This window comes from Streptomyces sp. NPDC048255 (assembly GCF_040652415.1).
In the GTDB taxonomy this organism is placed as follows: domain Bacteria; phylum Actinomycetota; class Actinomycetes; order Streptomycetales; family Streptomycetaceae; genus Streptomyces.
The window spans coordinates 105,374-129,296 of sequence record NZ_JBEZMA010000015.1 but is presented as its reverse complement, the minus strand read 5'-3'; the positions used below and the strand labels follow the sequence as shown (position 1 = coordinate 129,296).

Below are 23,923 nucleotides of genomic sequence, written 5' to 3'. Positions count from 1 at the left end.
GCTTACGGACGGTCCGCGGCGGTGCCGTCGGGCTTCCGGCCGAAGGCGGCCGCGAGAACGGCGGGGAGATCCGCCTCGGGGAGTGCGGCACGCACCTCGGCCAGGACGTGGGGAAAGTCGTCGTCATCGATGACACCCATGTGTTCCTGACGCAGTCGGTGAATGACCTCGACGAGCTCGGGCCTCAGCCGCATCCAGTCGCGGGACACGCTGATCTCCTCATCGACCTGGTCCATGAACCAGCGCATGACCTCGTACGGGACTTCCAGGTGTCGCCCGCGCGGGGCGAAACACACCGTCGGCTCCCGTGCGGGGTCCTCGTCGGGGATGACCGCGGTCACCAGGTGCTCTTGCTCGGCAACGAGTTCAAGTTCCAAGTACCAGGCGTCATCGGGCAGGGAGTACATCGAGGTGATCGCGTAATGGCCGTCGGGGTGCGGGAAGGACATGACCGCATGCTGTCACGCCCGTCGGGGGCGAGCCCCTCCGAGGGTCCGGCGGCGGTCGGCCCACCGGCGCCCCCGGACGGGGTGCCTCGCCGGCGTCATACGGCGGGCAGCCCGACCGCGTGGGCCAGTTGACCGGCGGCGTGGGTGAAGAAGGCCGGGCGGTCCTCGACGACCCGGTCGAACTGGCCGAACAGCTCGAAGGAGACGAGGCCGACCAGCTGCGCCCAGGCGGCGACCAGCGCGGCCGTGACCTCCGGGGGGAGGCCTTCGGCGAAATCGGCGGTCATCCGGAGGGCTTCCGGGCGCAGTGCGGCGGGCAGGGGAGGCAGGGCCAGGCCGCGGCCCTCGTAGGCGGCGCGGAGGACGGCGATGAAGGCGTTGCCGACCCGGGAGGCGGGGCCGACGGTGTCCATGGGTGCGCTGTAGCCGGGAACGGGGGAACCGTAGATGAGGGCGTACTCGTGCGGGTGCTCCAGCGCCCAGTCCCGGACGGCCACGCAGACCGCGATCCAGCGGGCGCGGGGCTGGGCACCGGCGGCGAGGGCGCGGGCGTCGGCCTGCTCGGCGGCGGCGCCGACGCTGTCGTACGCGTCGATGATGAGTGCGGTGAGCAGCTCGTCGCGGCTGGGGAAGTAGCGGTAGAGCGCGGAGGAGACCATGCCCAGTTCGCGGGCGACGGCACGCAGGGAGAGTTTGGCGGCGCCCTCCGCCGCGAGCCTGCGGCGCGCCTCGTCCTTGATAGCGGCGGTGACCTCGATGCGGGCCCGTTCCCTGGCCCCTCGCACGGTGTTCATGCGCGTCAGTCTGCCACGCCTACGGAGCACTGCCCAAGAAACGGATCGCCGCTCTATTTCGAGAGCACTGCTCTTGCTTTGGTGCACTGATCCGTGCACACTGTTCTCAAGCGAGAGCAGTGCTCTCTCAGATTCTCGGGAAACCAGCTTCGGAGGCCACCATGAACGCGCCCACCCCGTACTACGTCCAGGCCAGCCCCTTCGGCGTCCGCTTCAACGCGCTCCTCGGGAAGCTGGCCCGGCTCGGCATCAGCCTGGCCGGCACGGCCGAGCTGTCGGTCCGCGGCCGCAAGTCCGGCGAGATGCAGCGGATCCCGGTCAACCCCCACTCGTACGAGGGATCCCAGTACCTCGTCTCGGCCCGCGGCCACTCCCAGTGGGTCCGCAACATGCGCGTCGCGGGTGGCGGTGAGCTGCGCGTGGGACGCAAGGTGCGCACCTTCACCGCCGTCGAGGTCACCGACCCGGTGCAGCAGGCCGCCATCCTGCGCGCCTACCTGGAGAAGTGGGGCTGGGAGGTCAACCGGTTCTTCCAGGGGGTCACGGCGAAGTCCTCCGACGCGGAGCTCCAGGCGGCCGCCGCCGACCACCCCGTCTTCCGGATCACGGTGGAGCGATGACCCCTCCCGGCCTCACGCCGGGAGGGACCCCGTCCACCCGTTCCTCGTCCGCCGCGTCCGACCCGTTCGACTCGGTCGACTCGTCCGCCGCGCTCTCAGGCCTCGCGGCGCCCGGCCCGGGCCGCCTGCCGGGCGTCCAGCACGTGCAGCGCCTTGCGGGCCAGCGGGTACGTACGCACCAGGTCGGCCAGTGTCGCCCCGCCGCGGGTGATCTGCACGAAGGCCAGCCACGCCGGACGCAGGCCGGTGATCGCCGCGTGCATCATCCCCGGCCGGCCCTCGAAGACCGTCAGCATCCGCTTGCCCACGGCCATCTCCACCCCCAGCCCCGCCTTGACGGCGAAGGCGTAGTTGAGCGCCTGGCGGCGCGCGTCCACCGCGTCCTGCGCCTCGGAGATCTTCACGGCCCACTCCCCCGCGAGCCGCCCGGAGCGCAGCGCGAAGGAGATGCCCTCGCGCGTCCACGGCTCCAGCAGTCCCGCCGCGTCGCCCGCGACGAGCACCCGCCCGCGCGAGAGCGGGGAATCGGGCTTGCGGCAGCGGGTCAGGTGCCCGGAGGAAACGGCCGGTTCGAAGCCGGCGAGGCCCAGCCGGGCGATGAAGTCGTCCAGGTAGCGCTTGGTCGCCGCGCCCTCGCCCTTCGCCGAGATGACCCCGACGGTCAGGGTGTCGCCCTTGGGGAAGACCCAGCCGTAACTGCCGGGCAGCGGGCCCCAGTCGATCAGCACCCGCCCCTTCCAGTCCTCCGCGACCGTAGCCGGAACCGGGATTTCCGCCTCCAGCCCGAGGTCCACCTGGTCCATCTGGACGCCGACGTGCGCGCCGATCCGGCTGGCGCTGCCGTCAGCGCCGACCACCGCGCGGGCCAGGACGGTCTCCCCGTCGGCGAGCACCACGGCGACGGTGCGCCGGTCGGGCACGGCCGCTCCGTGCTGCTCGACCCGGGCCACCGCCGTGCCGGTACGCACGGTCGCGCCGGCCTTCTCGGCCTCGGCGACCAGCCCGGCGTCGAACTCCGCCCGGTTGATGAGCCCGAAGAGCATCTGCTTCGAGCGCCGGGTCCGGGTCAGCTTGCCGTTCAGCGAGAAGCTGACCGCGTGGATGCGGTCCTTCAGGGGCAGCACGAAGCCCGGCGGGAGAGCGTCGCGCGAGGGGCCGATGATGCCGCCGCCGCAGGTCTTGTACCGGGGCAGTGCGGCCTTCTCCAGCAGTAGTACGCGCCGCCCGGCCTTCGCCGCCGCGTGGGCCGCCGAGGCACCGGCCGGCCCGGCCCCGACCACGACCACGTCCCACACCCCGCCGGTTTCCCCGGCCGTCCCGTCGCCCGCACCCTGCTCGGCCCGCCCTGCGTCTGCGCCTGCGTCGCGTCCGTCGTCGCTGCTGCTCACGATGTGCTGCTGCTCCTGATCACCCGTTGCTCCGATGCCGGGGAAATCCTACGCGCGAGTCCGCCTCGTCCTGCTGTGCGAGGATCGGGGCTGACTCCGCCGTACCCGGCATACGCGCACCACGCGGATGCGGGCGGCGTACACATACGACAACGTCGCACCCAAGAGGAGCGTGCCCATGTCCCAGAATCCGATCGCCGAGACCATCGCCTCGCTGATGCCCCGCGCCAAGCAGGAGCTGACCGAGCTGGTGGCTTTCCAGTCGGTCGCGGACTGGGCACAGTTCCCCAAGAGCGAGAGCGAAGCCGCGGCGAACTGGGTGGCCGACGCACTGCGCGTCGAGGGATTCCAGGACGTGGCGCTGCTCGACACCCCTGACGGCACCCAGTCGGTGTACGGCTTCCTGCCCGGCCCGGAGGGCGCGCCGACCGTGCTGCTCTACGCGCACTACGACGTGCAGCCGCCGCTGGACGACGCCGCCTGGATCTCCCCCGCGTTCGAGCTGACGGAGCGCGACGGCCGCTGGTACGGGCGCGGTTCGGCCGACTGCAAGGGCGGGTTCATCATGCACCTGCTGGCGCTGCGCGCGCTGAAGGCCAACGGCGGTGTGCCGGTGAGCGTGAAGGTGATCGTCGAGGGCTCCGAGGAGCAGGGCACCGGAGGTCTCCAGCAGTACGCGGAGGCGCACCCGGAGCTGCTGGCGGCCGACACCATCGTGATCGGCGACGCGGGCAACTTCCGTCTGGGCCTGCCGACGGTGACGGCCACCCTGCGCGGGATGACCCTGCTCAAGGTGAAGATCGACACACTGGGCGGCAACCTCCACTCCGGCATGTTCGGCGGCGTCGCCCCCGACGCGCTGGCCGCGCTGATCCGGGTGCTGGACTCGCTGCGCGCGGCGGACGGGTCCACGACGGTGGACGGGCTGGCCTCGGACGCGGTGTGGGAGGGCCTGCAGTACCCGGAGGAGGACTTCCGCGCCGACGCACGGGTGCTGGAGGGGGTCGAGCTGATCGGCGAGGGCACGGTCGCGGACCGGCTGTGGGCCCGCCCGGCGGTGACCGTGCTGGGCATCGACTGCCCGCCGGTGATAGGTGCCACCCCGTCCGTGCACGCGAGCGCCGGCGCGCTGATCAGCCTGCGCGTGCCGCCGGGCGTGGACACCGCGGAGGCCATCAAGCTGCTGGAGGCGCACCTGGTGGCGCACACCCCGTGGAAGGCTCGGCTGGAGCTCGAGGTCGTGGGCCAGGGCCAGCCCTTCCAGGCGGACACGGCCAGCCCGGCGTACGCGTCGATGGCGGCGGCCATGGAGGTGGCGTACCCCGGCCAGGAGATGCAGGTCAGCGGCATGGGCGGGTCGATCCCGCTGTGCAACACGCTGACGTCGCTGTACCCGGAGGCGGAGATGCTGCTCATCGGGCTGAGCGAGCCGGAGGCGCAGATCCACGCGGTGAACGAGAGCGTGTCCCCGGAGGAGCTGGAGCGCCTTTCGGTGGCGGAGGCCGTCTTCCTCGTCAACTACGCGGAATCCAAGCGCGGCTGACGCTCCGTCGGGCCGCGGTGTTCGCCCGGGGCGCATTGCGCCCCGGGCGTACTTCGCCGACGGTGAAGTCGCCGCCGCGGGGCGGGTGGCGGTGCGTAGGTTCACCGCATGGATCTTGTTGAAGTACTTCCGGACCGGCTGCACATGTTCCGCTTCCCGATCGGCCAGGCGTACCTCTGGCAGGACGGCGAGGCCCTCACCCTGGTCGACGCGGGCAACAGAGGGTCCGCCGCCGAGATCGAGGGGGCGATACGTTCCCTCGGGCTGCGCCCCGAGCGGCTGGAGCGGATCGTCCTGACGCACTGCCACGGCGACCACATCGGCGCGGCCGGTGAACTCGCCGCCCGCTGGGGTGCGCGGGTGCTGGCCCACCGGCTCGACGCACCCGTGATCCGGGGCGAGCGGCCGGTCCCCGAGCCGGTGTTGTGGGACTGGGAACTCCCACTGTGGGAGAAGACCCTCGGCCTGCCCGAGGCCCCGCCCACCCCGGTGGACCGGGAGCTGGAGGACGGCGAGGAACTGGGCTTCGGGGACGGGGCGTACGTGGTCCACGCGCCGGGCCACACGGACGGCAGCATCGGCATCCATCTCCCGCGCCACGGCGTGCTGTTCACGGGCGACTGCGTCGCCGCCGTCGGCCCGGTGATGCTCGGCGTCTTCAACGTGGACCACGGGCGGGCGCTGGAATCGTTCCACCGCCTCGCCGCGCTCGCCCCCTCGGTGGCCTGTTTCGGCCACGGCGACCCCCTCACGGTGGACACCGCGGCCGAACTCACCCGCGCTGCGGCCGGCACCCCGGCCTGATCGGCGAGACATCCCTGACACCCCCTACACCGGGCTGCCCGCCTCCAGGTACAGGGGCCGGCCGGCCTCGCGGGCGCGCAGGGCCCAGCGCAGGCGTTCGTAGCGGTGGCTCGGGAGGAGGGTGGCGGCCTCGGCCTCCGTGACGAAGCGCCAGGCGCGCAGTTCGGGGCCGGGGAGCCGGAGCCGGGCCGCCGCCGCGTCCGGGAGGCGGCCGCCGTCGAAGAGCAGGCGCAGTCCCCCGTAGCCGGGCGGCTGGGGGGCTTCCCAGTCGACCACCAGCAGGTCGGGGGTCCGGTCCAGGACGAGGCCCAGTTCCTCCTCGACCTCCCGTACGCCGGCCCGCGCGGGTGCCTCGCCCGCTTCGACGACCCCGCCCGGGAACTCCCAGTCCGGCTTGTACGTCGGATCCACCAGCAGCACCCGGTCCTGCTCGTCGAAGAGGAGGACCCCGGCCGCCACCGTCTCCCGCGTCGGCTCCGGGGTCTGCACGATGTCGCAGACCCCGGCCCGCTCGGTGCGGACGGCTTCGGCGATCCGCTCCGCCGTCTCGCGCACGGTCAGCTCGCCGTTGTCGATGACGTGCGCGTCGGCGGTGAGCCAGCCGAGCGCCTGCTGGTAGGCCGGGATGTGGTCGTAGGCCCACTGGCGCACCCGGAGGTCCACGTCCTCGGGCGCGCCCGGTTCCTCCCGTGTCGCGATCCGGTGCCGAAGGATCGTTTCCGCCGGGGCCAGCAGCACGTGCCGCACGGCTATCCGACGGGCCGCCAGCCCGCCGAAGATCTCGTCCCGGTACTCCTGCCTGAGCAGGGTCATCGGTACGACGAGCACCCCGCCGACCTCGGCGAGCAGCGCCGCCGCGGTGTCCACCACCAGGCGCCGCCAACTCGGCAGGTCCTGGTAGTCGCCGACCTCAGCGAGCCGTTTGCGCGGAAGCAGCACCCGCAGCGCGTCACCGATGAGCTCCGGGTCGAACAGGGTGCTGTCCGGAATGAGTCCGATCAGTTCGCGGGCCGTGCTGGTCTTCCCGGCGCTGAATGTGCCGTTGATCCAGAGAATCACGTCTACCCCTCTCCCCATGGCTCGTCCGGAGCCCCCAATGGCTTGCCCGCCCCACCCTGCCACGGAAACCCAACTATCAGCCGAGTGCTTATCCTCAAGGTCAGAGCCCGTGTCACGTTATCTCCGGAGGTTTCCCGCCGTGCCTCACAGCCGCCTCCCGTCCGAGCCCCGCTACGGCAACCGGCCGACCATGAAGGACGTGGCGGCCCGGGCCGGTGTCGGCCTGAAGACGGTGTCGCGGGTGGTCAACGGCGAGCCGGGGGTCACTCCCGAGACGGAGAAGCGGGTCCAGGAGGCCATCGAGGCCCTCGGGTTCCGCCGCAACGACAGCGCCCGCGTACTGCGCAAGGGCCGTACCGCCACCGTGGGCCTGGTCCTTGAGGATCTCGCCGACCCCTTCTACGGTCCGCTGAACCGGGCGGTGGAGGAAGTGGCTCGGGCGCACGGGGCGCTGCTCATCAACGGCTCCAGTGCCGAGGACCCGGACCGGGAGCGGGAGTTGGCGCTGGCGCTGTGCGCCCGACGGGTGGACGGGCTGATCGTGATCCCGGCCGGGGACGACCACCGTTACCTGGAGCCGGAGATGAGGGCGGGCGTGGCCACGGTGTTCGTGGACCGCCCGGCAGGCCGGATCGACGCGGACGTGGTGCTGTCGGACAGTTTCGGCGGCGCCCGCGACGGGGTAGCCCACCTGATCGCCGGCGGCCACCGCCGGATCGGCTTCATCGGCGACCACCCCCGCATCCACACGGCGACGGAGCGGCTGCGCGGCTACCGCGCGGCGATGGCGGACGCGGGCCTGCCGGTGGCCGGATCCTGGGTGTCCCTCGGCTCTACGGACCCCGGGCGGGTCTCGGCGGCGGCCGGGGAGATGCTGTCGGGCCCGGAGCCGGTCACGGCGGTCTTCGCGGGCAACAACCGGGTGACGGTCACGGTGGTACGGGTGCTGGCCGCGCGGGAGCGTCCGGTGGCCCTGGTGGGCTTCGACGACTTCGAGCTGGCGGACCTGCTGCGGCCGGGGGTCACGGTGGTCGCCCAGGACGCGGCCGCGCTGGGCCGGGTGGCCACGGACCGGCTCTTCCAGCGGCTCGCGGGAGCCGATCTCCCGCCTTCGCGGATCGAACTGCCGACGCGGCTGATCCCGCGCGGCTCGGGGGAGTTCCCGCCCGCGGGCTGATCCCCCGCTCCCCCTTAGGTCGTGTCGTCAAAGTCGCGTCTGGCCGGCGGGGTCCGGCACGCACGCTCGCCGCGTTGTCGTCGGTCACCGATGCTCCGCATCGACTCCCTCCTCCGCCTTGCGATCGCACGCACCAGACCCCACCAGCACCGCCCTACGGGCGGCCGACGCCACTTTGACGACACTCCCCAGGCCCGGCCGTCCGCTGCGCCAGACGGCCCACCTTCGGGTGCGCGCACGCCGCCCCTCTCACAGGCTGAATCCCGTCCCTCCGGTGCGCGTCCCACGCACGGCCGGGGGCGGCACGGGCCCCACATCACGCGGGGCCCGCCAGTACGAGAAGGGATCCCCCATGTTCAAGCCGGTGCTTCTCACCGGATCGGCGACGGTCCTGCTGGTCACCGCGTTCGCACCGCCGGCCGGAGCCGCCGCTCCGGCTCCCGCGCCTCCCGGACAGATCACGGTGGACGTCGCCACCGTCAACGGCTCGGGCTGCCGGCCCGGCAGCGCGGCCGTCGCCGTCGCACCGGACAACACGGCCTTCACCGTGACCTACAGCGAGTACATCGCCCAGGCCGGCGGCAACGTGCCCTCGGTCGAGGGCCGCAAGAACTGCCTGCTGTCCCTGGTCGTGAACGTCCCGCAGGGCTACACCTACGCGGTCAGCAAGGTCGATTACCGGGGCTTCGGCAGCCTCCAGCCGGGCGCAGTCGGCACGCAGAAGGCCAGCTACTACTTCCAGGGCATGAGCCAGACCGCCTACCGGACGCACCGGTTCCAGGGGGCGCTCGACGACAACTGGCAGGCGACCGACACGACGGGCATCGAGGCCCTGGTCTTCGCACCCTGCGGGGAGAAGCGGAACTTCAACATCAACACCGAGCTGCGCGCGGAGGTCGGGATCTCCGACGCCACGAGGACCAGCTTCATGGCGCTCGACTCGACGGACGGCAGCTTCAGCAGCCTGTACCACTTCACCTGGAAGGAGTGCCCGACGCCCTGACGCGGGCGCGCCGGACCGCCGGACCGCCGCAAGACCGTAGGGCGTACCCCCCGCCGCGTGGCGGGGCGTACGCCCTACGGGTGCGAGAGCGCGGACGCGCGGGGCCGGGCCCCGGCGGGTTACGCGGTGGCCGTCAGCGTGGCCGAGCGGCGCGGGATCGCGAAGGCGTCCAGCTCGGCGCGGGACAGACCGGTCAGGGCGGTGACCTCATCGGCGCCGACCGCGCCGCAGTCCAGGCCGCGGACCAGGTAGCCGGCCAGCGCCTTGGCGGTGGCGGGCTCGTCCATCACGTCGCCCTCGATCTTGGCGACGTACGCCTTCAGGCGCGCGGCGGCGGTTTCGAGGCCCTCGCGGTAGAAGGTGAAGACGGCCGCGTAGCGGGTCGGCAGGTGCGCCGGGTGCATGTCCCAGCCCTGGTAGTACGCGCGGGCCAGGGCACGGCGGGTCAGGCCGTAGTGGAGCTTCCAGGCCTCGTGGACGTGCTCGGTGGTGCCGATGGGCAGGACGTTGGTGGAGCCGTCGGAGACGCGTACGCCGGTGCCCGCGGCCGCGACCTGCATGATCGCCTTGGCGTGGTCGGCGGCGGGGTGGTCGCTCGACTGGTAGGCGGCGGAGACGCCGACGCAGGCGCTGTAGTCGAAGGTCCCGTAGTGCAGGCCGGTGGCACGGCCCTTCGAGGCCTCGATCATGCGGGCGACGGTGGCGGTGCCGTCGGAGGCCACGATGGACTGGCTGGTCTCGATCTGGATCTCGAAGCCGATCCGGCCGGGGCGCAGGCCCCGGGTCGTCTCGAAGGCCTCCAGCAGCTTGACGAAGGCGCTGACCTGCTCGGCGTACGTGACCTTGGGCAGGGTGAGGACGAGGCCCTCGGGCAGGCCCCCGTGCTCCAGCAGGCCGGAGAGGAAGATGTCGGTGGTGCGGATGCCGCGGTCGCGGACGTTGGACTCCATGCACTTCATGCGGATGCCCATGTACGGGGCGTTCGTGCCGTTGGAGAAGGCCTCCGAGACGAGGCGGGCGGCGCGGGCCGCGGTCTGGTCCTCCTCCTCGTCGGAGCGGACGCCGAAGCCGTCCTCGAAGTCGACGCGGAGGTCCTCGACGGGCTCGCTGGCCAGCTTGGCGCGGACGCGGTCGTAGACGGGTACCGCCAGTTCCTCGGAGATGCCGAGCACCTTGGCGAAGGTGGCGGCGTCCGGGGCGTGCTCGTCGAGGGCCGCGAGGGCCTGGTCGCCCCAGGAGCGGATGGTGTCGGCGGCGAAGACGTCACCGGGCACGTAGACCGTGTGGATGGGCTGGCGGGTGCCGGGGTCGCCCGGGTAGTGGCGCGCGAGTTCCGCGTCCACCGGCGCCAGGGAAGCGCTGATGCCCTCGCTGACCGCGCCTGCGAGGCTCGTCGCCACCTTCTCCTGCTGACCCATCGTGCACTCTCCTCTTTTCCGCTTCACGGAAGCTTAGATCCGCATTGCAGAATTTAGTCACGGGGTTCCGCTCAGTCAATGGTCCCCCCGCTCTCGGGGGCAAACGACTCGGGGCCGCGCGGTGAGAATCACCACACGGCCCCGGAGGCACAGAGATGCGCTGGTCAGGCCAGCCGGCGGATCCGCAGGACCCACCGGGAGGCGGACTAGCCCTTGCGCGCCTTGATCTCCTCGGTCAGCTGCGGGACGACCGCGAAGAGGTCGCCGACCACGCCGTAGTCGACCAGGTCGAAGATCGGGGCCTCGGCGTCCTTGTTGACGGCCACGATGGTCTTCGAGGTCTGCATGCCGGCCCGGTGCTGGATGGCGCCCGAGATGCCCGAGGCGATGTACAGCTGCGGGGAGACCGACTTGCCGGTCTGGCCGACCTGGTTGGAGTGCGGGTACCAGCCGGCGTCGACGGCGGCGCGGGAGGCGCCGACGGCGGCACCGAGGGAGTCCGCGAGCTCCTCGATGATGTGGAAGTTCTCGGCACCGTTGACGCCACGGCCACCGGAGACCACGATCGCGGCCTCGGTCAGCTCGGGGCGGCCGGTCGACTCGCGCGGGGTGCGGGAGACGACCTTGGTGCCGGTCGCCAGGGCGCCGAAGGTGACGGCGAGGGCCTCGACGGCACCCGCGGCCGGGGCGGCCTCGACCGGGGCCGAGTTCGGCTTGACGGTGATGACCGGGGTGCCCTTGGAGACACGGGACTTGGTGGTGAAGGACGCGGCGAAGACGGCCTGCGTCGCGACCGGGCCCTCGTCACCCGCCTCGATGTCGGTGGCGTCGGTGATGATGCCGGAGCCGATGCGCAGCGCCAGGCGGGCGGCGATCTCCTTGCCCTCAGCGGAGGAGGGGACGAGCACGGCGGCCGGGGAGACGGCCTCGTAGGCGGCCTGGAGCGCGTCCACCTTCGGTACGACGAGGTACTCGGTGAACTCGGGGGCGTCGGCGGTGAGGACCTTGACCGCGCCGTGCTCGGCGAGCACCGCGGCGGTGTCGGCCGCACCGGCGCCGAGGGCGACGGCGACGGGCTCGCCGATGCGGCGGGCCAGCGTCAGCAGCTCGAGGGTGGGCTTGCGGACGGCGCCGTCCACGTGGTCGACGTAGACGAGAACTTCAGCCATGGGACTGCTCTCCTGCGATTGCGAAGTGTCTGGGGGCTAAGAGGGGAACCGAAGTTCTTAGATGAACTTCTGGCTGGCCAGGAACTCGGCCAGCGCCTTGCCGCCCTCGCCCTCGTCCTTGACGATCGTGCCGGCGGTGCGGGCCGGGCGCTGCGCCGCGGAGTCGACCGCGGTCCAGGAGCCTTCCAGACCGACCTCGTCGGACTCGATCTCCAGCTCTTCCAGATCCCAGGACTGAACCGGCTTCTTCTTGGCGGCCATGATGCCCTTGAAGGACGGGTAGCGGGCCTCGCCCGACTGGTCCGTCACCGAGACGAGCGCGGGAAGGGAGGCCTCCAGCTGCTCGCTCGCGGTGTCGCCGTCGCGGCGGCCGGTCACGGTGCCGTCCTCGACCTTGACCTCGGAGAGCAGGGTGACCTGCGGGACGCCCAGGCGCTCGGCCAGGATCGCCGGGAGCACGCCCATGGTGCCGTCGGTCGAGGCCATGCCGGTGATGACCAGGTCGTAGCCGGCCTTCTCGATCGCCTTGGCGAGCACCAGCGACGTGCCCATGACGTCGGTGCCGTGAAGGTCGTCGTCCTCGACGTGGATGGCCTTGTCGGCGCCCATCGAGAGCGCCTTGCGCAGCGCGTCCTTGGCATCCTCGGGGCCCACCGTCAGGACGGTGATCTCCGCGTCGTCGGCCTCTTCGGCAATCTGCAGCGCCTGCTCGACGGCGTACTCGTCGAGCTCCGACAGCAGGCCGTCGACGTCGTCACGGTTGACGGTCAAGTCCTCGGTGAACTGCCGGTCGCCGGTGGCGTCGGGCACGTACTTCACACAGACAACGATCCTCAGGCTCACGCCGGCTCTCCTACCGCATCGTCTTTTCTGGTACCGCCTTGTGCAGGCAGCATAGGCGCCTTGTCGGGCGGATCCCGGTCGGGGCGGCCCGCGCTCCGAAGGGAATGTTACTCGTCAGTACACCGTGGGTCCCACCGAGGTGCAAGGCCGGTGAACTGTGACCTTGCCAACGCCGGACGAACCCGCCCCAGCAGGCACTATTCAGTCGCGCAACGCGTTGAAGCGCCCCTGGTGGTACAGCAGCGGCCGGCCCTCCCCCGCGGGGTCCCCCGCGACGGCCTCCCCGATGATCACCCGGTGCTCCCCCGCGGGCACCCGCGCCACCGCCCGGCACACCAGCCACGCCAGTACGCCGTCCAGCACCGGGACCCCGTACGGACCGGGGCTCCAGCCGGTGGCCGGCCCGAAGCGGTCGGCGCCGCTGCGGGCGAACAGGCCCGCCAGCTCCTGCTGGTGCTCCCCCAGTATGTGGACGCCGAGGTGGTCGGAGTCGCGGATCGCGGGCCAGCTGGAGGACCCGGTGCCGATGGTGAATGACAGCATCGGAGGGTCGGCGGAGACCGAGTTGAGCGAGGTGGCGGTGAAGCCCACCGGCCGGCCGCCGTCCTGGGCGGTGATCACCGCGACCCCGGCGGCATGCCGGCGGAACACGGAGCGCAGCAGTTCGGGCGTGCCGGGCCGGCCGGCGCTGGATCGGGAGTACTGGGCCGTCGGGGCCGTCATGAGGGTGCTTCCTTCTGCCACGGGGAACGCGGGCACTGGCGGGATCAGGGGTCGGGCCTTCAGCGACCCGGACAGCGCGCGCTCGCGTGTCGGACGAGGTCCACGTGGACCCGTCCGTAGAGCAGGAGTTCATACCGCATGCCGCCAGCCTGGCGATTTCCCGTGTACACAGTCAAGCGAGAAAGGGCAGATGTCAGGTGCGTCACGCTGCGTGCGGGTGTGCGCACGGGCGGACGCCCGTCACAGCGCGGCGCCCAGGGCGGCGATCACGTCCGCCTTGCGCGGCATCCCGGCGGCCCGCCGGACGATCCGGCCCGCCGCGTCCAGGACGAGCACCGTCGGAGTCTTCTCGATCCCCAGCGCCCGCACGAGGCCGAGGTGGCGCTCGGCGTCGATCTCGATGTGCGCGACCCCGTCCACCATCGCGGCGACCTCGGCGAGGATCCGCCGGGTGGCCCGGCAGGGCTGGCAGAAGGCGCTGGAGAACTGCACCAGGCTGGCCCGCTCGCCCGGCTCCGCGCCCAGCTCCGCGGCGCCCAGGCCCAGCTCGGCGGAGCCCAGCAGGACCCGCCCGTCTCCCTGTGCCGGCACCGGCGCTCCCGTCCGCGTCGTCATGTGGATCCCTCGTCCCCCGTACGTGTCCATCACCCGGTCGTCGCCGGGAGGTACCCCTGTTCGGAGCGCCGCGTGGTTGCCCCGCATTCCCTGCGTGACGAGAATCTCCCTGGGCGCGGGCGTCTGGGCTGGCCAGCAGCCCGCGTATGGGGCACGATCCCCATGGTCGCGTACCTACGCTTCCGTAACTTCCGGCCGGGAGCACCTCCCCAGGCAGAAAGCGGGGTCTCCCCAGCATGGCTGAGCTCGTCTACCCCCCGGTGATCGGCGCCGCGCACGGTCTGTTCCGTGCGCTGGACATCCGTATCGACATGAAGGGAACCGACAACATCCCGCGCACGGGCGGCGCGGTCCTGGTGTCGAACCACATCGGCTACCTCGACTTCATCTTCGCCGGGCTGACGGCGCGGCCGCAGAAGCGCCTGGTGCGTTTCATGGCGAAGGAGTCGGTGTTCCGGCACAAGGTGTCCGGCCCGCTGATGCGCGCCATGAAGCACATCCCGGTGGACCGCAAGCAAGGTGAGACGGCGTACCAGCACGCCCTGGACTCGCTGCGGGCCGGCGAGATCATCGGGGTGTTCCCGGAGGCCACGATCTCCCAGTCGTTCACGCTCAAGAGCTTCAAGTCGGGTGCGGCGCGGATGGCGCAGGAGGCCGGCGTCCCGCTGATCCCGGTGGCCGTGTGGGGCACCCAGCGGCTCTGGACCAAGGGCCGCCCCAAGAACCTCAAGCGCAGCCACATCCCGGTGACCATGCGGGTGGGCGAGCCCATGGAGGCCCCGGCGGACCAGTACGCGGGCGCCATCACGCGCCGCCTGCGCGAGCGCGTTCAGGAGCTGCTCGACGCGGCGCAGCGGGCCTACCCGGACAAGCCCAAGGGCGCCGAGGACTCCTGGTGGCTGCCGGCCCACCTGGGCGGTACCGCGCCCACGGCGGCCGAGGTGCGCGAGGCGGGCTGACCCGCCCGCACGGCAGCGGCCCGTGGCCCCTACGACCCTGCCGGGGTCGTACGGGGCCACGGGCCGTCCGCATGCCCTGGACCGGGCCGCCCTCAGTGGGGGTTCTGGGCGTGGGTCAGGGTCTCCCAGGCCTCGAAGTGGTTCTCGGTGCCCGCCGGACGCCGTTCCTCGGTGAGCCTGCGGGTGTTCTCCATGGTGACGCCGAGCCGGGTGTTCAGGGCGTTGTAGCCGACCTCGGTGGCCGGTCCGATGCCCTTGGCCACCGTCCCGCCGCACAGCCAGGAGGGCACGGCCGCGCCGAGCTCGTACTTGGCGTGGAAGCCCAGCGCGTGCCTGAACCGGTCCTTGAACTGCGGGTACAGGTCGCGGCCCTGGATCCGCGAGGTCTCGGCGACGTGCATCGTCGCCGCGATGCCCATGCCGGTGTGCCCGAAGTCCCGGCAGGTCTCCTGGGCGAGCCCGTCCACGAAGGTGCTCTGGCCGTGCCAGTACTCGACCAGCTCGCCACGCGTGTCGATGTCGGAGCGCGGCGGGTACGCGGGCTGCGCCCCGTCCGAGGCCAGGTAGAAGTAGGCGGGGACGCGGCCCAGGTAGACGGCCATCGCCTTGTCGTAGCTCGCGCGGTCGTCGAGGTGGACGGATATGCCGACGGCGGCGTCCATCATGATCAGTTCCCAGTTGCCGTTGCTGTTCGGCCTGCCGTTGATCACCTCGGGCAGGTACACGTCGCGCAGCATGGTCGCGAACCGGCCCTGGTTCGGCCAGCCTCCGGTGTACGTGTGCTTGATGATCTCGGCGGCGCGCGGCCAGGTCGAACCGGCCCAGCCGCTCTGCAGCGGGGCGTTGCTGTTGGTGTGGTCGGTGATCTTCGCGGACCAGGCGTCCATCAGCTCGATGGACTTCCTGGCGTACTTGGCGTCGCGGGTGACGGACCAGGCGAGGGCGTGGGTGTAGGCGGCGATCGCGTCCTCGCGTTCGTCGGTGCAGCCGATGTTGGGGTTCGAGTACGAGCCGCACTCGACGACGGCCCGGGGTTTGGCGGTGCGCGTCAGCGATCCGTACCGGCTGGCGAGCATGGCGTCGAAGGCGCCCTTCCAGGGCTGCTGCCCCGCCTGCACCTTGGTGCGTACGAAGTCCAGCTGGGCGCGGCTGTTGAGGACTCCGGGGTGGGCGAACTGGGCGGGGGCAGCGGCCTGCGGCAGCGGCGGCTGGGCCTGCGCGGGGGGTGTGGGGGTGAGGGAGACGGCCAGTGCGAGGGCGAGGGCGGCAAGCCCGGCGGGGACTCCGTAACGCATGAAGCGCCTTCCGGTCGGAGGTGGGGGGACTTCCTGCGGCCCGAAGATACTCATGCTCATGACAGCCTGACAACGTTATCCGGAAGGAAACTTTCCTGTCTTCCAGCGCCGGCCGGCGGCGGTGGCGGGGCTCACAGGGACGTCGGGAGCTTGCGCCACAGCTCCTGGCGGTCGGCGGATTCCTGGAGGGCCTTGAGCGCGGCCGGGTGCGGGGCGGCGTACAGCTCGGGGTAGTCGACCTCGCCGAGCTCCGGGCGTACGGGGAAGGCCAGTTGCTCGCGGTCGAGGCTGAACTGCGCGTCCACGCCCGGCTTGTTGCCCCGCGGGTCCTGGCGGGACCACCGCGTCCGGCCGGGCAGGCGCAGGGCGATCAGCCCGTGGACGACAGGATCCGATCCCCCGGGGCAAGCCCCGGCTCCGCTGGAGCAGCTGTCGCTGCACGAATGATCCTCGGTGAGCCGCTGGTAGCAGAGGGCCGCCGGGATGCCCTGGGCGCGCAGCAGGGCGGCCAGGGCGTGGGACTTGGCGTAGCAGATGCCGTTGCGGGTGGCGAGTACGTCGGAGGCGCGCCAGGTGACGCGCGGGTCGCCGGAGTCCGCCGAGTGCGGGACGGTGTCGCGCACGAACGCGAAGGCCACCTCGGCGTACGCGCGGGCGTCGGCGCCCGTGGCGGTCCACAGGGCGTCGGCGGTTTCGCGTACGAGCGGGTGGCCGTGGTCGATGACGTCGTCGGCCGCCAGATAGGCGGCGAGGTCGGGCTGCTCCTGGATCAGTTCCATGATCCAGGAGCATACCTATGCGACTTCACACATGACTATCGAATTATGGGAGAGCCGGGGCAGCCGTCCGGGCAGGACGGCCACGCCCTCAGCGCGCCAGTTCTTCCTTCAGCGCCTGGAGGAAGCCGTCCACGTCCTCTTCCCGGGTGTCGAAGGCGCACATCCAGCGGACGTCACCGGCCATCTCGTCCCAGAAGTAGAAGCGGTAGCGCTTCTGCAGCCGCCGCGACACCTCGTGCGGCAGCCGCGCGAACACCGCGTTGGCCTGCACCGGGTAGAGGATCTCCACCCCGTCGGTCTCGCGCACGCCCGCGGCCAGCCGCTGCGCCATGGCGTTGGCGTGCCGGGCGTTGCGCAGCCACAGGTCCTTGGCGAGCAGCGCCTCCAGCTGCACCGACACGAACCGCATCTTGGACGCGAGCTGCATCGACATCTTGCGGATGTGCTTCATCTGCCGGACCGCGTCCGGGTTGAGCACCACCACGGCCTCGCCGAACATCATGCCGTTCTTGGTGCCGCCGTACGACAGCACGTCCACGCCGACCGTGTTGGTGAAGGTCCGCATCGGCACGTCGAGCGAGGCCGCGGCGTTGGCTATGCGGGCCCCGTCCAGGTGGACCTTCATGCCCTTGCCGTGCGCGTGCTCGCAGATGGCCCGGATCTCGTCCGGGGTGTACACGGTGCCCAGCTCGGTGTTCTGGGTGATCGAGACGACCTGGGGCATCGCCCGGTGCTCGTCCTCCCAGCCCCAGGCCTGGCGGTCGATGAGCTCCGGGGTGAGCTTGCCGTCCGGGGTCGGGACGGTGAGCAGCTTCAGGCCCGCCATCCGCTCCGGCGCACCGCCCTCGTCGACGTTGATGTGCGCCGACTCGGCGCAGATCACGGCGCCCCAGCGGTCGGTCAGGGCCTGGAGGGCCGTGACGTTGGCGCCGGTTCCGTTGAAGACCGGGAAGGCCTGCGCGTACGGTCCGAAGTGGCTGCGGAAGACCCTTTGCAGGTGCTCGGTGTACTCGTCGTCGCCGTAGGCGACCTGGTGGCCGCCGTTGGCGAGCGCGACGGCCTCCAGGATCTCCGGATGCACCCCCGCGTAGTTGTCGCTCGCAAAACCGCGTACCGCCGGGTCGTGGTGGCGGCGCGCATCGGTTCTCACGGTTGCGGAGTGAGCCACAGACGCTTTCCGTTCACATCGGTGGCGGGCCGCTCCCAGACTCCGGCGATGGCCTCGGCCAGCTCCTTGACGTCGGTGAAGCCCGCGAACTTCGCATTGGGACGCTCGGCGCGCATCGCGTCGTGCACCAGTGCCTTGATGACCAGGATCGCAGCTGCGGCGCCCGGACCGTCATCGCCCCCCACCTTGCGGAAGGAGTCGGCGAGGGCCAGCGTCCAGGCCTCGGCCGCCGCCTTGCCCGCGTTGTACGCGGCGTTGTTGGCGACCGGCTTGTGCGCGCCGGACTGGCTCACCAGGACGTAGCGGCCGCGGTCGCTGCGCAGCAGGCTGTCGTGGAAGGCGAGGGACGTGTGCTGGACGGTGCGGATGAGGAGCTTCTCCAGGAAGTCCCAGTCCGCGAGGTCGGTGTCGGTGAAGGTGCTGCTTCCGCGCCAGCCGCCGACGAGGTGGACGAGGCCGTCCACGTGCCCGAACTCCTTCTCGGTCTGCTCGGCCCAGGCCTTGGTGGCGTCCAGGTCGAGCAGGTCCACGGTGTCACCGGTGATGGTGGCGCCGCCGTGGGCGTAGCGTGCCGCGTCCACGGCTTCCGCGAGCCGTGCCGGGTCGGCGTCGGAGGCCACGACCACCGCACCCGCCTCGGCGAGGCGGAGCAGGGTGGCGCGGCCGGCGGGCCCGCCCGCCCCGGCCACCGCGACCACCGCTCCCTGGAGCTTCCCGTTGCCGTTGCCGTTCCCGGAGCCGTTCATCTGTGCAGCCTCCTGAGGGCGAGTGCTCACGCGGCGACCCGCGCAGCGTTCTCGGCGTGTTCCGCGTTGCGGGCGGTGATGCCCTTCGTAGAGGCGATCACGCCCTTGAGCTTCTTGGCGAGGGCCTCATAGAACATGCTGAGCGGAAACTCGTCCGGAAGCACGTCGTCCACGAGCTTGCGCGGAGGCTGCGTCATGTCGAGCGCGTCGGGGCCCTTGGCCCACTTCGAGCCCGGGTGCGGGGCGAGGTAGGTGGAGACCAGCTCGTAGGCCTTGAACCAGTGGACGAGCTTCGGGCGGTCGATGCCGGCCCGGTAGAGGTCCTCGATCTCGCCGCACAGCTGGTTGGTGACCTGCGGGGCACGCATCCAGTCGATCTTCAGCTTGTTGTCCGTCCACCGCACGACGTCGTGCTTGTGGAGGTACGCGAAGAGGAGCTGGCCGCCGAGACCGTCGTAGTTGCGGTTACGGTCACCGGAGACGGGGAAGCGGAACATCCGGTCGAAGAGGACCGCGTACTGCACGTCGCGGCCGTGCTCGTTGCCCTCGGACTCGAGCTTCACCGCCTCCTTGAAGGCGGTGAGGTCGCAGCGCAGCTCCTCCAGTCCGTACATCCAGAACGGCTGGCGCTGCTTGATCATGAAGGGGTCGAACGGCAGGTCGCCGTGGCTGTGGGTGCGGTCGTGGACCATGTCCCACAGGACGAAGGCCTTCTCGCAGCGCCCCTGGTCCTGGACCATGGCGGCGATGTCCTCGGGCAGCTCGATGCCCAGGATGTCCACGGCGGCCTCGGTGACCTTGCGGTAGCGGGCGGCCTCGCGGTCGCAGAAGATGCCGCCCCAGGTGAAGCGCTCGGGGGCCTCGCGCACGGCGATGGTCTCCGGGAAGAGCACGGCGGAGTTGGTGTCGTAGCCCGGGGTGAAGTCCTCGAAGGTGATGCCGAGGAACAGCGGGTTGTCGTACCGGGTGCGCTCCAGCTCGGCGAGCCACTCGGGCCACACCATCCTGAGCGCGACGGCCTCCAGATTGCGGTCCGGGTTGCCGTTCTGCGTGTACATGGGGAAGACCACGAGGTGCTGGAGACCGTCGGCGCGCTCGGCGGCCGGCTGGAAGGCCAGCAGGGAGTCGAGGAAGTCCGGCACCTTGAAACCGTCCGCGGCCCACTTGCGCAGGTCGCCGACGAGGGCCTGGTGGTAGGCCGTGGCGTGCGGGATCAGCGGGGAGAGCGCCTGGACGGCGCTGACCACGCGCTCGACGCCGGCCTCGACGGTGGCCGGGGCGGGGGCGCCCTCCGCCTCGAAGTCGATGGAGCCGTCCTTGGCCTGCCAGGGGCGGATCTCCTCCACGGCGGCCTTGAGCTCGGGCCACGCCGGGTGGTCGACCACCCGCGCATCGGCGGCTATCGCGGTACCGCCGGGACCCGGCACAAGAGTTTCCGTCATGTCACTTCCTCCACAGGAGAACCTCACGTTAAGACAGCGTATGCACGCGAGGCTCTCCTGCTCAAGAGGTAAAGCGGGAAATTATCCTGCGTCACCCCCTCCTTCACCGAAAGTCTTCCCGTGCTTAAGGGTGGAATCGATGACTCCGCCCAGTCGCCGCATGGCCTCCCGGGCCTGCGGGAGGACGCCGGACAGCGCGAGGAAGCCGTGGAACATCCCGGGATGGCTGTCCAGGGTCGAGCCGATCCCGTTCGCGGCCAGCAGGCGGTGGTACGCCACCCCGTCGTCCCGCAGCGGATCGCACCCCGCGACCACCACGTGGGCGGGCGGCAGCCCGGCCGGGTCCGCGCGCAGCGGGGAGGCCAGCGGATGACCGGGGTCCGCCGGGCCGAGGTACTGCTCCCAGAACCAGCGCAGGTGCGCGGCGGTCAGGAAGTACCCCCGCGCGTTGGTCCGGTACGACGGGCTGTCCTGGGCGGCGTCCAGGGCCGGGTAGACGAGCACCTGGAGCGCGACGGCCGGTCCCCCGCGCTCCCGGGCCAGCAGCAGCGAGGCCACGGCCAGGTTGGCTCCGGCACTGTCCCCCGCCACGACCAGGGCGGCCGCATCGCCGCCCAGCTCGTCGAGGTGGCCGCCGGCCCAGCACAGGGCGGCGTACGCATCGAGGGCGGCCGCGGGGAACCGGGCCTCGGGGGCGCGCCGGTAGTCCACGGAGACGAGTACGGCGCCGGAGGCCCGGCAGAGCGCGCGGACGGTGGCGTCGTGGGTGTCGAGATCGCACAGCACCCAGCCCCCGCCGTGGCAGAACACCACGGTCGGGCGGGGCCCGGGCGACTGCTCCGGGTCGGGGTAGTAGACCCGGACGCCCAGCGGCGGCGCCCCGGGCGGGCCCGGGATCTCCCGGTCCTCGACCGAGCCGACGGGAGGCGGCCCGGCGGGTGACGCGGGCGCGGCGGCGAGGATCCGGCGGGCCTCGGCGGCGTCGGTGACGCTGCCGCCGACATCGGGGAAGGCGGCGGCGAGGGCATCCACGAAGGGCCGGGCGGCCGGGTCGAGACGGTCGGCGGGGTCGGCGGGGTCGCCCGGACCAAGAGGATCGGCGGGCTCGGCAGAGGAGAGGCAGTCGGCGGGACCGGTCATCGCCGCGGCCCCTCAGCCCTTCCGGCCGGATGCGACCGCGCCGGGCCCCTCGGTGAAGTGCGGGATGACCTTCTCGCCCCACTGCCGCAGGGTCTCCAGGCAGGCCTCCTGCTCCACGGTGCCCATCTGGATCAGGCACATGATCTCGTCGGCCCCCGCCTCCTTGAGCCGCTGCACGTAGGCGATGGCGTCATCGGCGCTGCCGTAGGCGTGGTCGGCGTGGAAGGTGGCCGTGGAGCTCGGCCGCACCGGGATGTCCTGCTCGTGCAGCCTCGCCACCACCTGCTCGGCGGCCCTGCGCATCTCCGCGGCCTCGTCGGCGCCCTCGACCACCGCCTCGTCCGGGATGCCGGCCCCGCCGTACCAGTGGCCGATGGACTGGGCGAAGAACCGCTGGCCCCGGATCCCGATCCGGCGGGCCTCCTCCGGGTCGTCGAGCACGATCGTCGGGCAGAGCACCGAGAAGTGGTCGTTGACGACGGAGGAGACGAACCGGCTGCCGTCCCTCCGGGCGACCGCGGCGTCGTACACCGAGCGCATCCGGGCTGTCGACTCCGGCCCGGCGAAGCCCATCACCAGGGCCCCGATCCCCAGCTCGGCGGCCTGCACCAGGGTCTCCTCCCGGCTGCACGCCAGGAACAGCGGTGGGTGCGGGGTCTGCGCGGGCCGCGGCAGGATCGGGTGGGGGTCGATGTCGATCAGCTCCCCGTGGTACTCCAGCTCCTCCTCCTGCCAGGCCTTGCCGATGATCCGCAGCGCCTCCTCGACCTCTGCCGTGGTGCGCTCCTTGTCCACCCCGCACAGCGAGGTCTCCTGCACGGTGCCTCCGCGGCCGGCCCCCAGGTCGAGCCGCCCTCCCGAGAGCAGGTCGAGCATGGCGGCCCGTTCGGCGACGCGCACCGGGTGGTTGAAGTTGAAGGGCATGCACACGACGCCGTGCCCGATGCGTATGGTGTTCGTCCTGGCCGCGACCCAGGTCAGGAAGATCTCAGGGGCGGACATGTGTGCGTACCACTTCAGCGAGTGGTGCTCCACGGCCCAGATCCGGTCGAATCCCATCCGCTCGGCGAGCACGGCCTGCTCGACGCAGTCGCGGATGACCTGGTGTTCCCGTTCCACCGTCGGGTCGGCGAGCTGAGCTTCGAAGATCACGGAGAATTTCACGGTGCCTCCACGGTTGCGTCCTGAGCCCCGGCTTACTTCAATTAGGAATATGACTAGTAGTCAGAAGCTAAAGAAGCAAGAGCTGCCGCCGACCGCGTGGGCCGTTCTCGGTCTGCTCTCCTTCCCCGGGGAGCGGACCGGTTACGAACTGAAGAAGTGGGCGGACTCCTCGCTCCGCTTCTTCTACTGGTCACCGGCGATCAGCCAGATCTACGCGGAACTGCGCCGTCTGGAGGAGCTCGGGTACGCCGCCTCCGCGCGCTCGGGACCGGAGGAGGCGCGGGCCAAGCGGCGGTACGCCATCACCGGCGCGGGCCGCGCGGCCCTGTCCGGCTGGGCCGCGGACGTCTCCGAGGCCGGGCCCCCGGTCCTCAAGCACGGGCTGCTGCTGCGGATCTGGCTGGGACACCTGGCCGACCCGGAGCGGCTGCGGGCGATGGTCGGCGAGCACCTGGAGCGGGCCCGGGTCGAGCTGGCCGCCGTACGGGAGGCGATGGCGCAGGCGGGCGACGTGACGGAATGGGCTTTCCCGGTCCTCGCCCTGCGCTGGAGCGAACGGCAGCACCTGGCCGAACTGGAGCTGGCGCAGGCCCTGCTGGCGGACCTGGCGGACCTCCCGGGACCGGCGGAGGCCGGACCGGAGACGGGACCGGAGGCCAACGTGGAGGCCGGACCGGAGGCCGGAGCAGGGGTCACGCCCGGTGCCGGGAACTCCGTCCGTCAAGCCGGCGGTGACGCGCCCACCCCCGGGTGACGCGGCAGGACCGTCGGGCGGGCTCCGGGCCCTGGCGGGATGCGGCCGTACGGCCCTCCGAGGGCACTGCACGGGCGGTCCCATCGCACCCGTGGCGCACTAGCATGCGTCCTCATCGCGCGCGGCCGGTCGGGACATCGCGACCGCGCGGAGAGCCGCCGTCGACGGAAGCGAGAGAACCTTGACTTTCCTCACCATCGGTCACCGCGGGGTCATGGGTGTCGAACCGGAGAACACCCTGCGGTCGTTCGTCCGCGCGGAACGCTCCGGCATGGACGTCATCGCACTGGATCTCCAGCTGAGCAAGGACGGCACCCTCGTCGTCCTGCACGACCCCGAGGTGGACCGGACCACCGACGGCTCGGGGGCCGTCGCCGATCTGACCCTGGCCGCCCTGCGCGAGCTCGACGCCGGTCAGGGCGAGCACGTGCCGCTCTTCGAGGAGGTGCTGGACGCGGTCCGGACCCCCTTGCAGGTGTGGGTGGCGGACCGCGCCGCCGCCGGGGTGCTCGCGGAGCTCGTCCTGCGCCGCGACCTGACCGCGCGGGTGGAGGTGGCCTCCGCGGACGAAGCGGTGCTCGCCGAGGCGGCCCGGCTGGTGCCGGGCCTGCGGACCACCCTGTACTGCACCACGCACGGCCCCGAGGTCGTGGACCGGGCGCTGGCCGCCGGGGCCGCCACGATCGCGCTGGACATCCGGCAGCTCACCCTGGAGACCGTGGAGGCGGCGCACGCCGCCGGGATCCGGGTGACCGGCTGGACGGTCAACACCCTGGATCAGCTGCGGCTCGCGCGGGCCCTCGGACTGGACGGTGCGGCCACCGACTTCCCCGAGATCCGCAGCACGGGCCGCTTCACGGCGTGACGGCGC

The 23,923-nt window shown here is 71.7% G+C and carries 24 protein-coding genes; 8 read left to right on the top strand and 16 right to left on the bottom strand.

All coding sequences use genetic code 11. The features are described from left to right. Positions 1-2 precede the first annotated feature (2 nt). Together AB0D94_RS15360 and AB0D94_RS15355 are read right to left on the bottom strand one after the other, a co-directional pair. Positions 3-449 carry a hypothetical protein gene (locus AB0D94_RS15360; RefSeq protein WP_362051344.1) on the bottom strand — a complete coding sequence of 149 codons (447 nt, stop codon included), beginning with the start codon at positions 447-449 and terminating at the stop codon, positions 3-5. Between the two features lie 95 nt (positions 450-544). Further along, positions 545-1,243, bottom strand: coding sequence for a TetR/AcrR family transcriptional regulator (locus AB0D94_RS15355; RefSeq protein ID WP_362051342.1), 699 nt, complete (start codon positions 1,241-1,243; stop codon positions 545-547). Positions 1,244-1,404: 161 nt separating this feature from the next. Here AB0D94_RS15355 and AB0D94_RS15350 point away from each other — a divergent pair, with 161 nt between their 5' ends. Next, entirely contained in the window at positions 1,405-1,863 is a 459-nt protein-coding gene (locus AB0D94_RS15350; protein ID WP_362051340.1) for a nitroreductase/quinone reductase family protein, read from the top strand. 95 nt (positions 1,864-1,958) lie between these two features. Here AB0D94_RS15350 and AB0D94_RS15345 read toward each other — a convergent pair whose 3' ends face one another. Further along, on the bottom strand, positions 1,959-3,158 hold the full coding sequence (locus AB0D94_RS15345) for a geranylgeranyl reductase family protein (protein ID WP_362051399.1): 1,200 nt from the start codon (positions 3,156-3,158) through the stop codon (positions 1,959-1,961). Positions 3,159-3,429: 271 nt separating this feature from the next. Between AB0D94_RS15345 and AB0D94_RS15340 the strand changes: the two genes are divergently transcribed. Then, a complete protein-coding gene (locus AB0D94_RS15340; protein WP_362051338.1) occupies positions 3,430-4,794 on the top strand; it encodes a dipeptidase in 1,365 nt (454 codons plus the stop codon). A 108-nt stretch (positions 4,795-4,902) separates the two neighbouring features. Further along, complete coding sequence (locus AB0D94_RS15335) at positions 4,903-5,598, top strand: MBL fold metallo-hydrolase (protein WP_362051336.1); 696 nt, start codon at positions 4,903-4,905, stop codon at positions 5,596-5,598. 24 nt (positions 5,599-5,622) lie between these two features. On the opposite strand, the gene AB0D94_RS15330 is transcribed toward AB0D94_RS15335, so the two are convergent. Then, entirely contained in the window at positions 5,623-6,675 is a 1,053-nt protein-coding gene (locus AB0D94_RS15330; RefSeq protein WP_362051334.1) for an NUDIX domain-containing protein, read from the bottom strand. A gap of 172 nt (positions 6,676-6,847) precedes the next feature. Here AB0D94_RS15330 and AB0D94_RS15325 point away from each other — a divergent pair, with 172 nt between their 5' ends. Together AB0D94_RS15325 and AB0D94_RS15320 are read left to right on the top strand one after the other, a co-directional pair. Next, the gene (locus AB0D94_RS15325) at positions 6,848-7,834 is read left to right on the top strand and encodes a LacI family DNA-binding transcriptional regulator (RefSeq protein ID WP_362051397.1); all 987 of its coding nucleotides are present in this window, start codon (positions 6,848-6,850) and stop codon (positions 7,832-7,834) included. Between the two features lie 352 nt (positions 7,835-8,186). Continuing rightward, positions 8,187-8,837, top strand: a complete 651-nt coding sequence (locus tag AB0D94_RS15320) for a DUF4360 domain-containing protein (protein ID WP_362051332.1) — start codon at positions 8,187-8,189, stop codon at positions 8,835-8,837. 119 nt (positions 8,838-8,956) lie between these two features. Here the strand turns inward: AB0D94_RS15320 and AB0D94_RS15315 are convergent, their stop codons facing one another. From AB0D94_RS15315 to AB0D94_RS15295, 5 genes are all read right to left on the bottom strand, one after another. Further along, positions 8,957-10,255 (bottom strand): aldolase, encoded by a 1,299-nt coding sequence (locus tag AB0D94_RS15315; protein ID WP_362051330.1) that lies wholly within the window; start codon positions 10,253-10,255, stop codon positions 8,957-8,959. A 206-nt stretch (positions 10,256-10,461) separates the two neighbouring features. Next, positions 10,462-11,424: an electron transfer flavoprotein subunit alpha/FixB family protein gene (locus tag AB0D94_RS15310; RefSeq protein WP_362051328.1), complete on the bottom strand. Its 963-nt coding sequence runs from the start codon at positions 11,422-11,424 to the stop codon at positions 10,462-10,464. Between the two features lie 57 nt (positions 11,425-11,481). Next, positions 11,482-12,267: an electron transfer flavoprotein subunit beta/FixA family protein gene (locus tag AB0D94_RS15305; protein ID WP_362051326.1), complete on the bottom strand. Its 786-nt coding sequence runs from the start codon at positions 12,265-12,267 to the stop codon at positions 11,482-11,484. A gap of 201 nt (positions 12,268-12,468) precedes the next feature. Continuing rightward, positions 12,469-12,990, bottom strand: a complete 522-nt coding sequence (locus tag AB0D94_RS15300) for a flavin reductase family protein (RefSeq protein ID WP_362051324.1) — start codon at positions 12,988-12,990, stop codon at positions 12,469-12,471. Between the two features lie 240 nt (positions 12,991-13,230). Beyond that, positions 13,231-13,554 carry a thioredoxin family protein gene (locus AB0D94_RS15295; protein ID WP_362051394.1) on the bottom strand — a complete coding sequence of 108 codons (324 nt, stop codon included), beginning with the start codon at positions 13,552-13,554 and terminating at the stop codon, positions 13,231-13,233. 287 nt (positions 13,555-13,841) lie between these two features. On the opposite strand from AB0D94_RS15295, the gene AB0D94_RS15290 reads away from it, so the two are divergent. Next, positions 13,842-14,564 (top strand): lysophospholipid acyltransferase family protein, encoded by a 723-nt coding sequence (locus AB0D94_RS15290; protein WP_362051322.1) that lies wholly within the window; start codon positions 13,842-13,844, stop codon positions 14,562-14,564. A gap of 92 nt (positions 14,565-14,656) precedes the next feature. On the opposite strand, the gene AB0D94_RS15285 is transcribed toward AB0D94_RS15290, so the two are convergent. From AB0D94_RS15285 to AB0D94_RS15255, 7 genes are all read right to left on the bottom strand, one after another. Beyond that, a complete protein-coding gene (locus AB0D94_RS15285; protein ID WP_362051320.1) occupies positions 14,657-15,859 on the bottom strand; it encodes an alginate lyase family protein in 1,203 nt (400 codons plus the stop codon). 131 nt (positions 15,860-15,990) lie between these two features. Continuing rightward, positions 15,991-16,638: a transglutaminase family protein gene (locus tag AB0D94_RS15280; protein ID WP_362051318.1), complete on the bottom strand. Its 648-nt coding sequence runs from the start codon at positions 16,636-16,638 to the stop codon at positions 15,991-15,993. 88 nt (positions 16,639-16,726) lie between these two features. After that, positions 16,727-17,788, bottom strand: coding sequence for a low specificity L-threonine aldolase (locus AB0D94_RS15275; protein ID WP_362051316.1), 1,062 nt, complete (start codon positions 17,786-17,788; stop codon positions 16,727-16,729). Beyond that, entirely contained in the window at positions 17,785-18,552 is a 768-nt protein-coding gene (locus tag AB0D94_RS15270; RefSeq protein ID WP_362051314.1) for an SDR family NAD(P)-dependent oxidoreductase, read from the bottom strand. The genes AB0D94_RS15275 and AB0D94_RS15270 overlap by 4 nt, the downstream gene beginning before the upstream one ends. Before the next feature lie 26 nt (positions 18,553-18,578). Beyond that, positions 18,579-19,994 carry a DUF6421 family protein gene (locus AB0D94_RS15265; RefSeq protein WP_362051312.1) on the bottom strand — a complete coding sequence of 472 codons (1,416 nt, stop codon included), beginning with the start codon at positions 19,992-19,994 and terminating at the stop codon, positions 18,579-18,581. Positions 19,995-20,075: 81 nt separating this feature from the next. After that, positions 20,076-21,134 (bottom strand): alpha/beta hydrolase, encoded by a 1,059-nt coding sequence (locus AB0D94_RS15260; protein WP_362051310.1) that lies wholly within the window; start codon positions 21,132-21,134, stop codon positions 20,076-20,078. 12 nt (positions 21,135-21,146) lie between these two features. Then, on the bottom strand, positions 21,147-22,298 hold the full coding sequence (locus tag AB0D94_RS15255; protein ID WP_362051308.1) for an LLM class flavin-dependent oxidoreductase: 1,152 nt from the start codon (positions 22,296-22,298) through the stop codon (positions 21,147-21,149). 49 nt (positions 22,299-22,347) lie between these two features. Here AB0D94_RS15255 and AB0D94_RS15250 point away from each other — a divergent pair, with 49 nt between their 5' ends. Together AB0D94_RS15250 and AB0D94_RS15245 are read left to right on the top strand one after the other, a co-directional pair. Beyond that, positions 22,348-23,052, top strand: coding sequence for a PadR family transcriptional regulator (locus AB0D94_RS15250; RefSeq protein ID WP_362051306.1), 705 nt, complete (start codon positions 22,348-22,350; stop codon positions 23,050-23,052). Positions 23,053-23,233: 181 nt separating this feature from the next. Beyond that, on the top strand, positions 23,234-23,917 hold the full coding sequence (locus AB0D94_RS15245; RefSeq protein WP_362051304.1) for a glycerophosphodiester phosphodiesterase family protein: 684 nt from the start codon (positions 23,234-23,236) through the stop codon (positions 23,915-23,917). Positions 23,918-23,923: the final 6 nt, after the last annotated feature.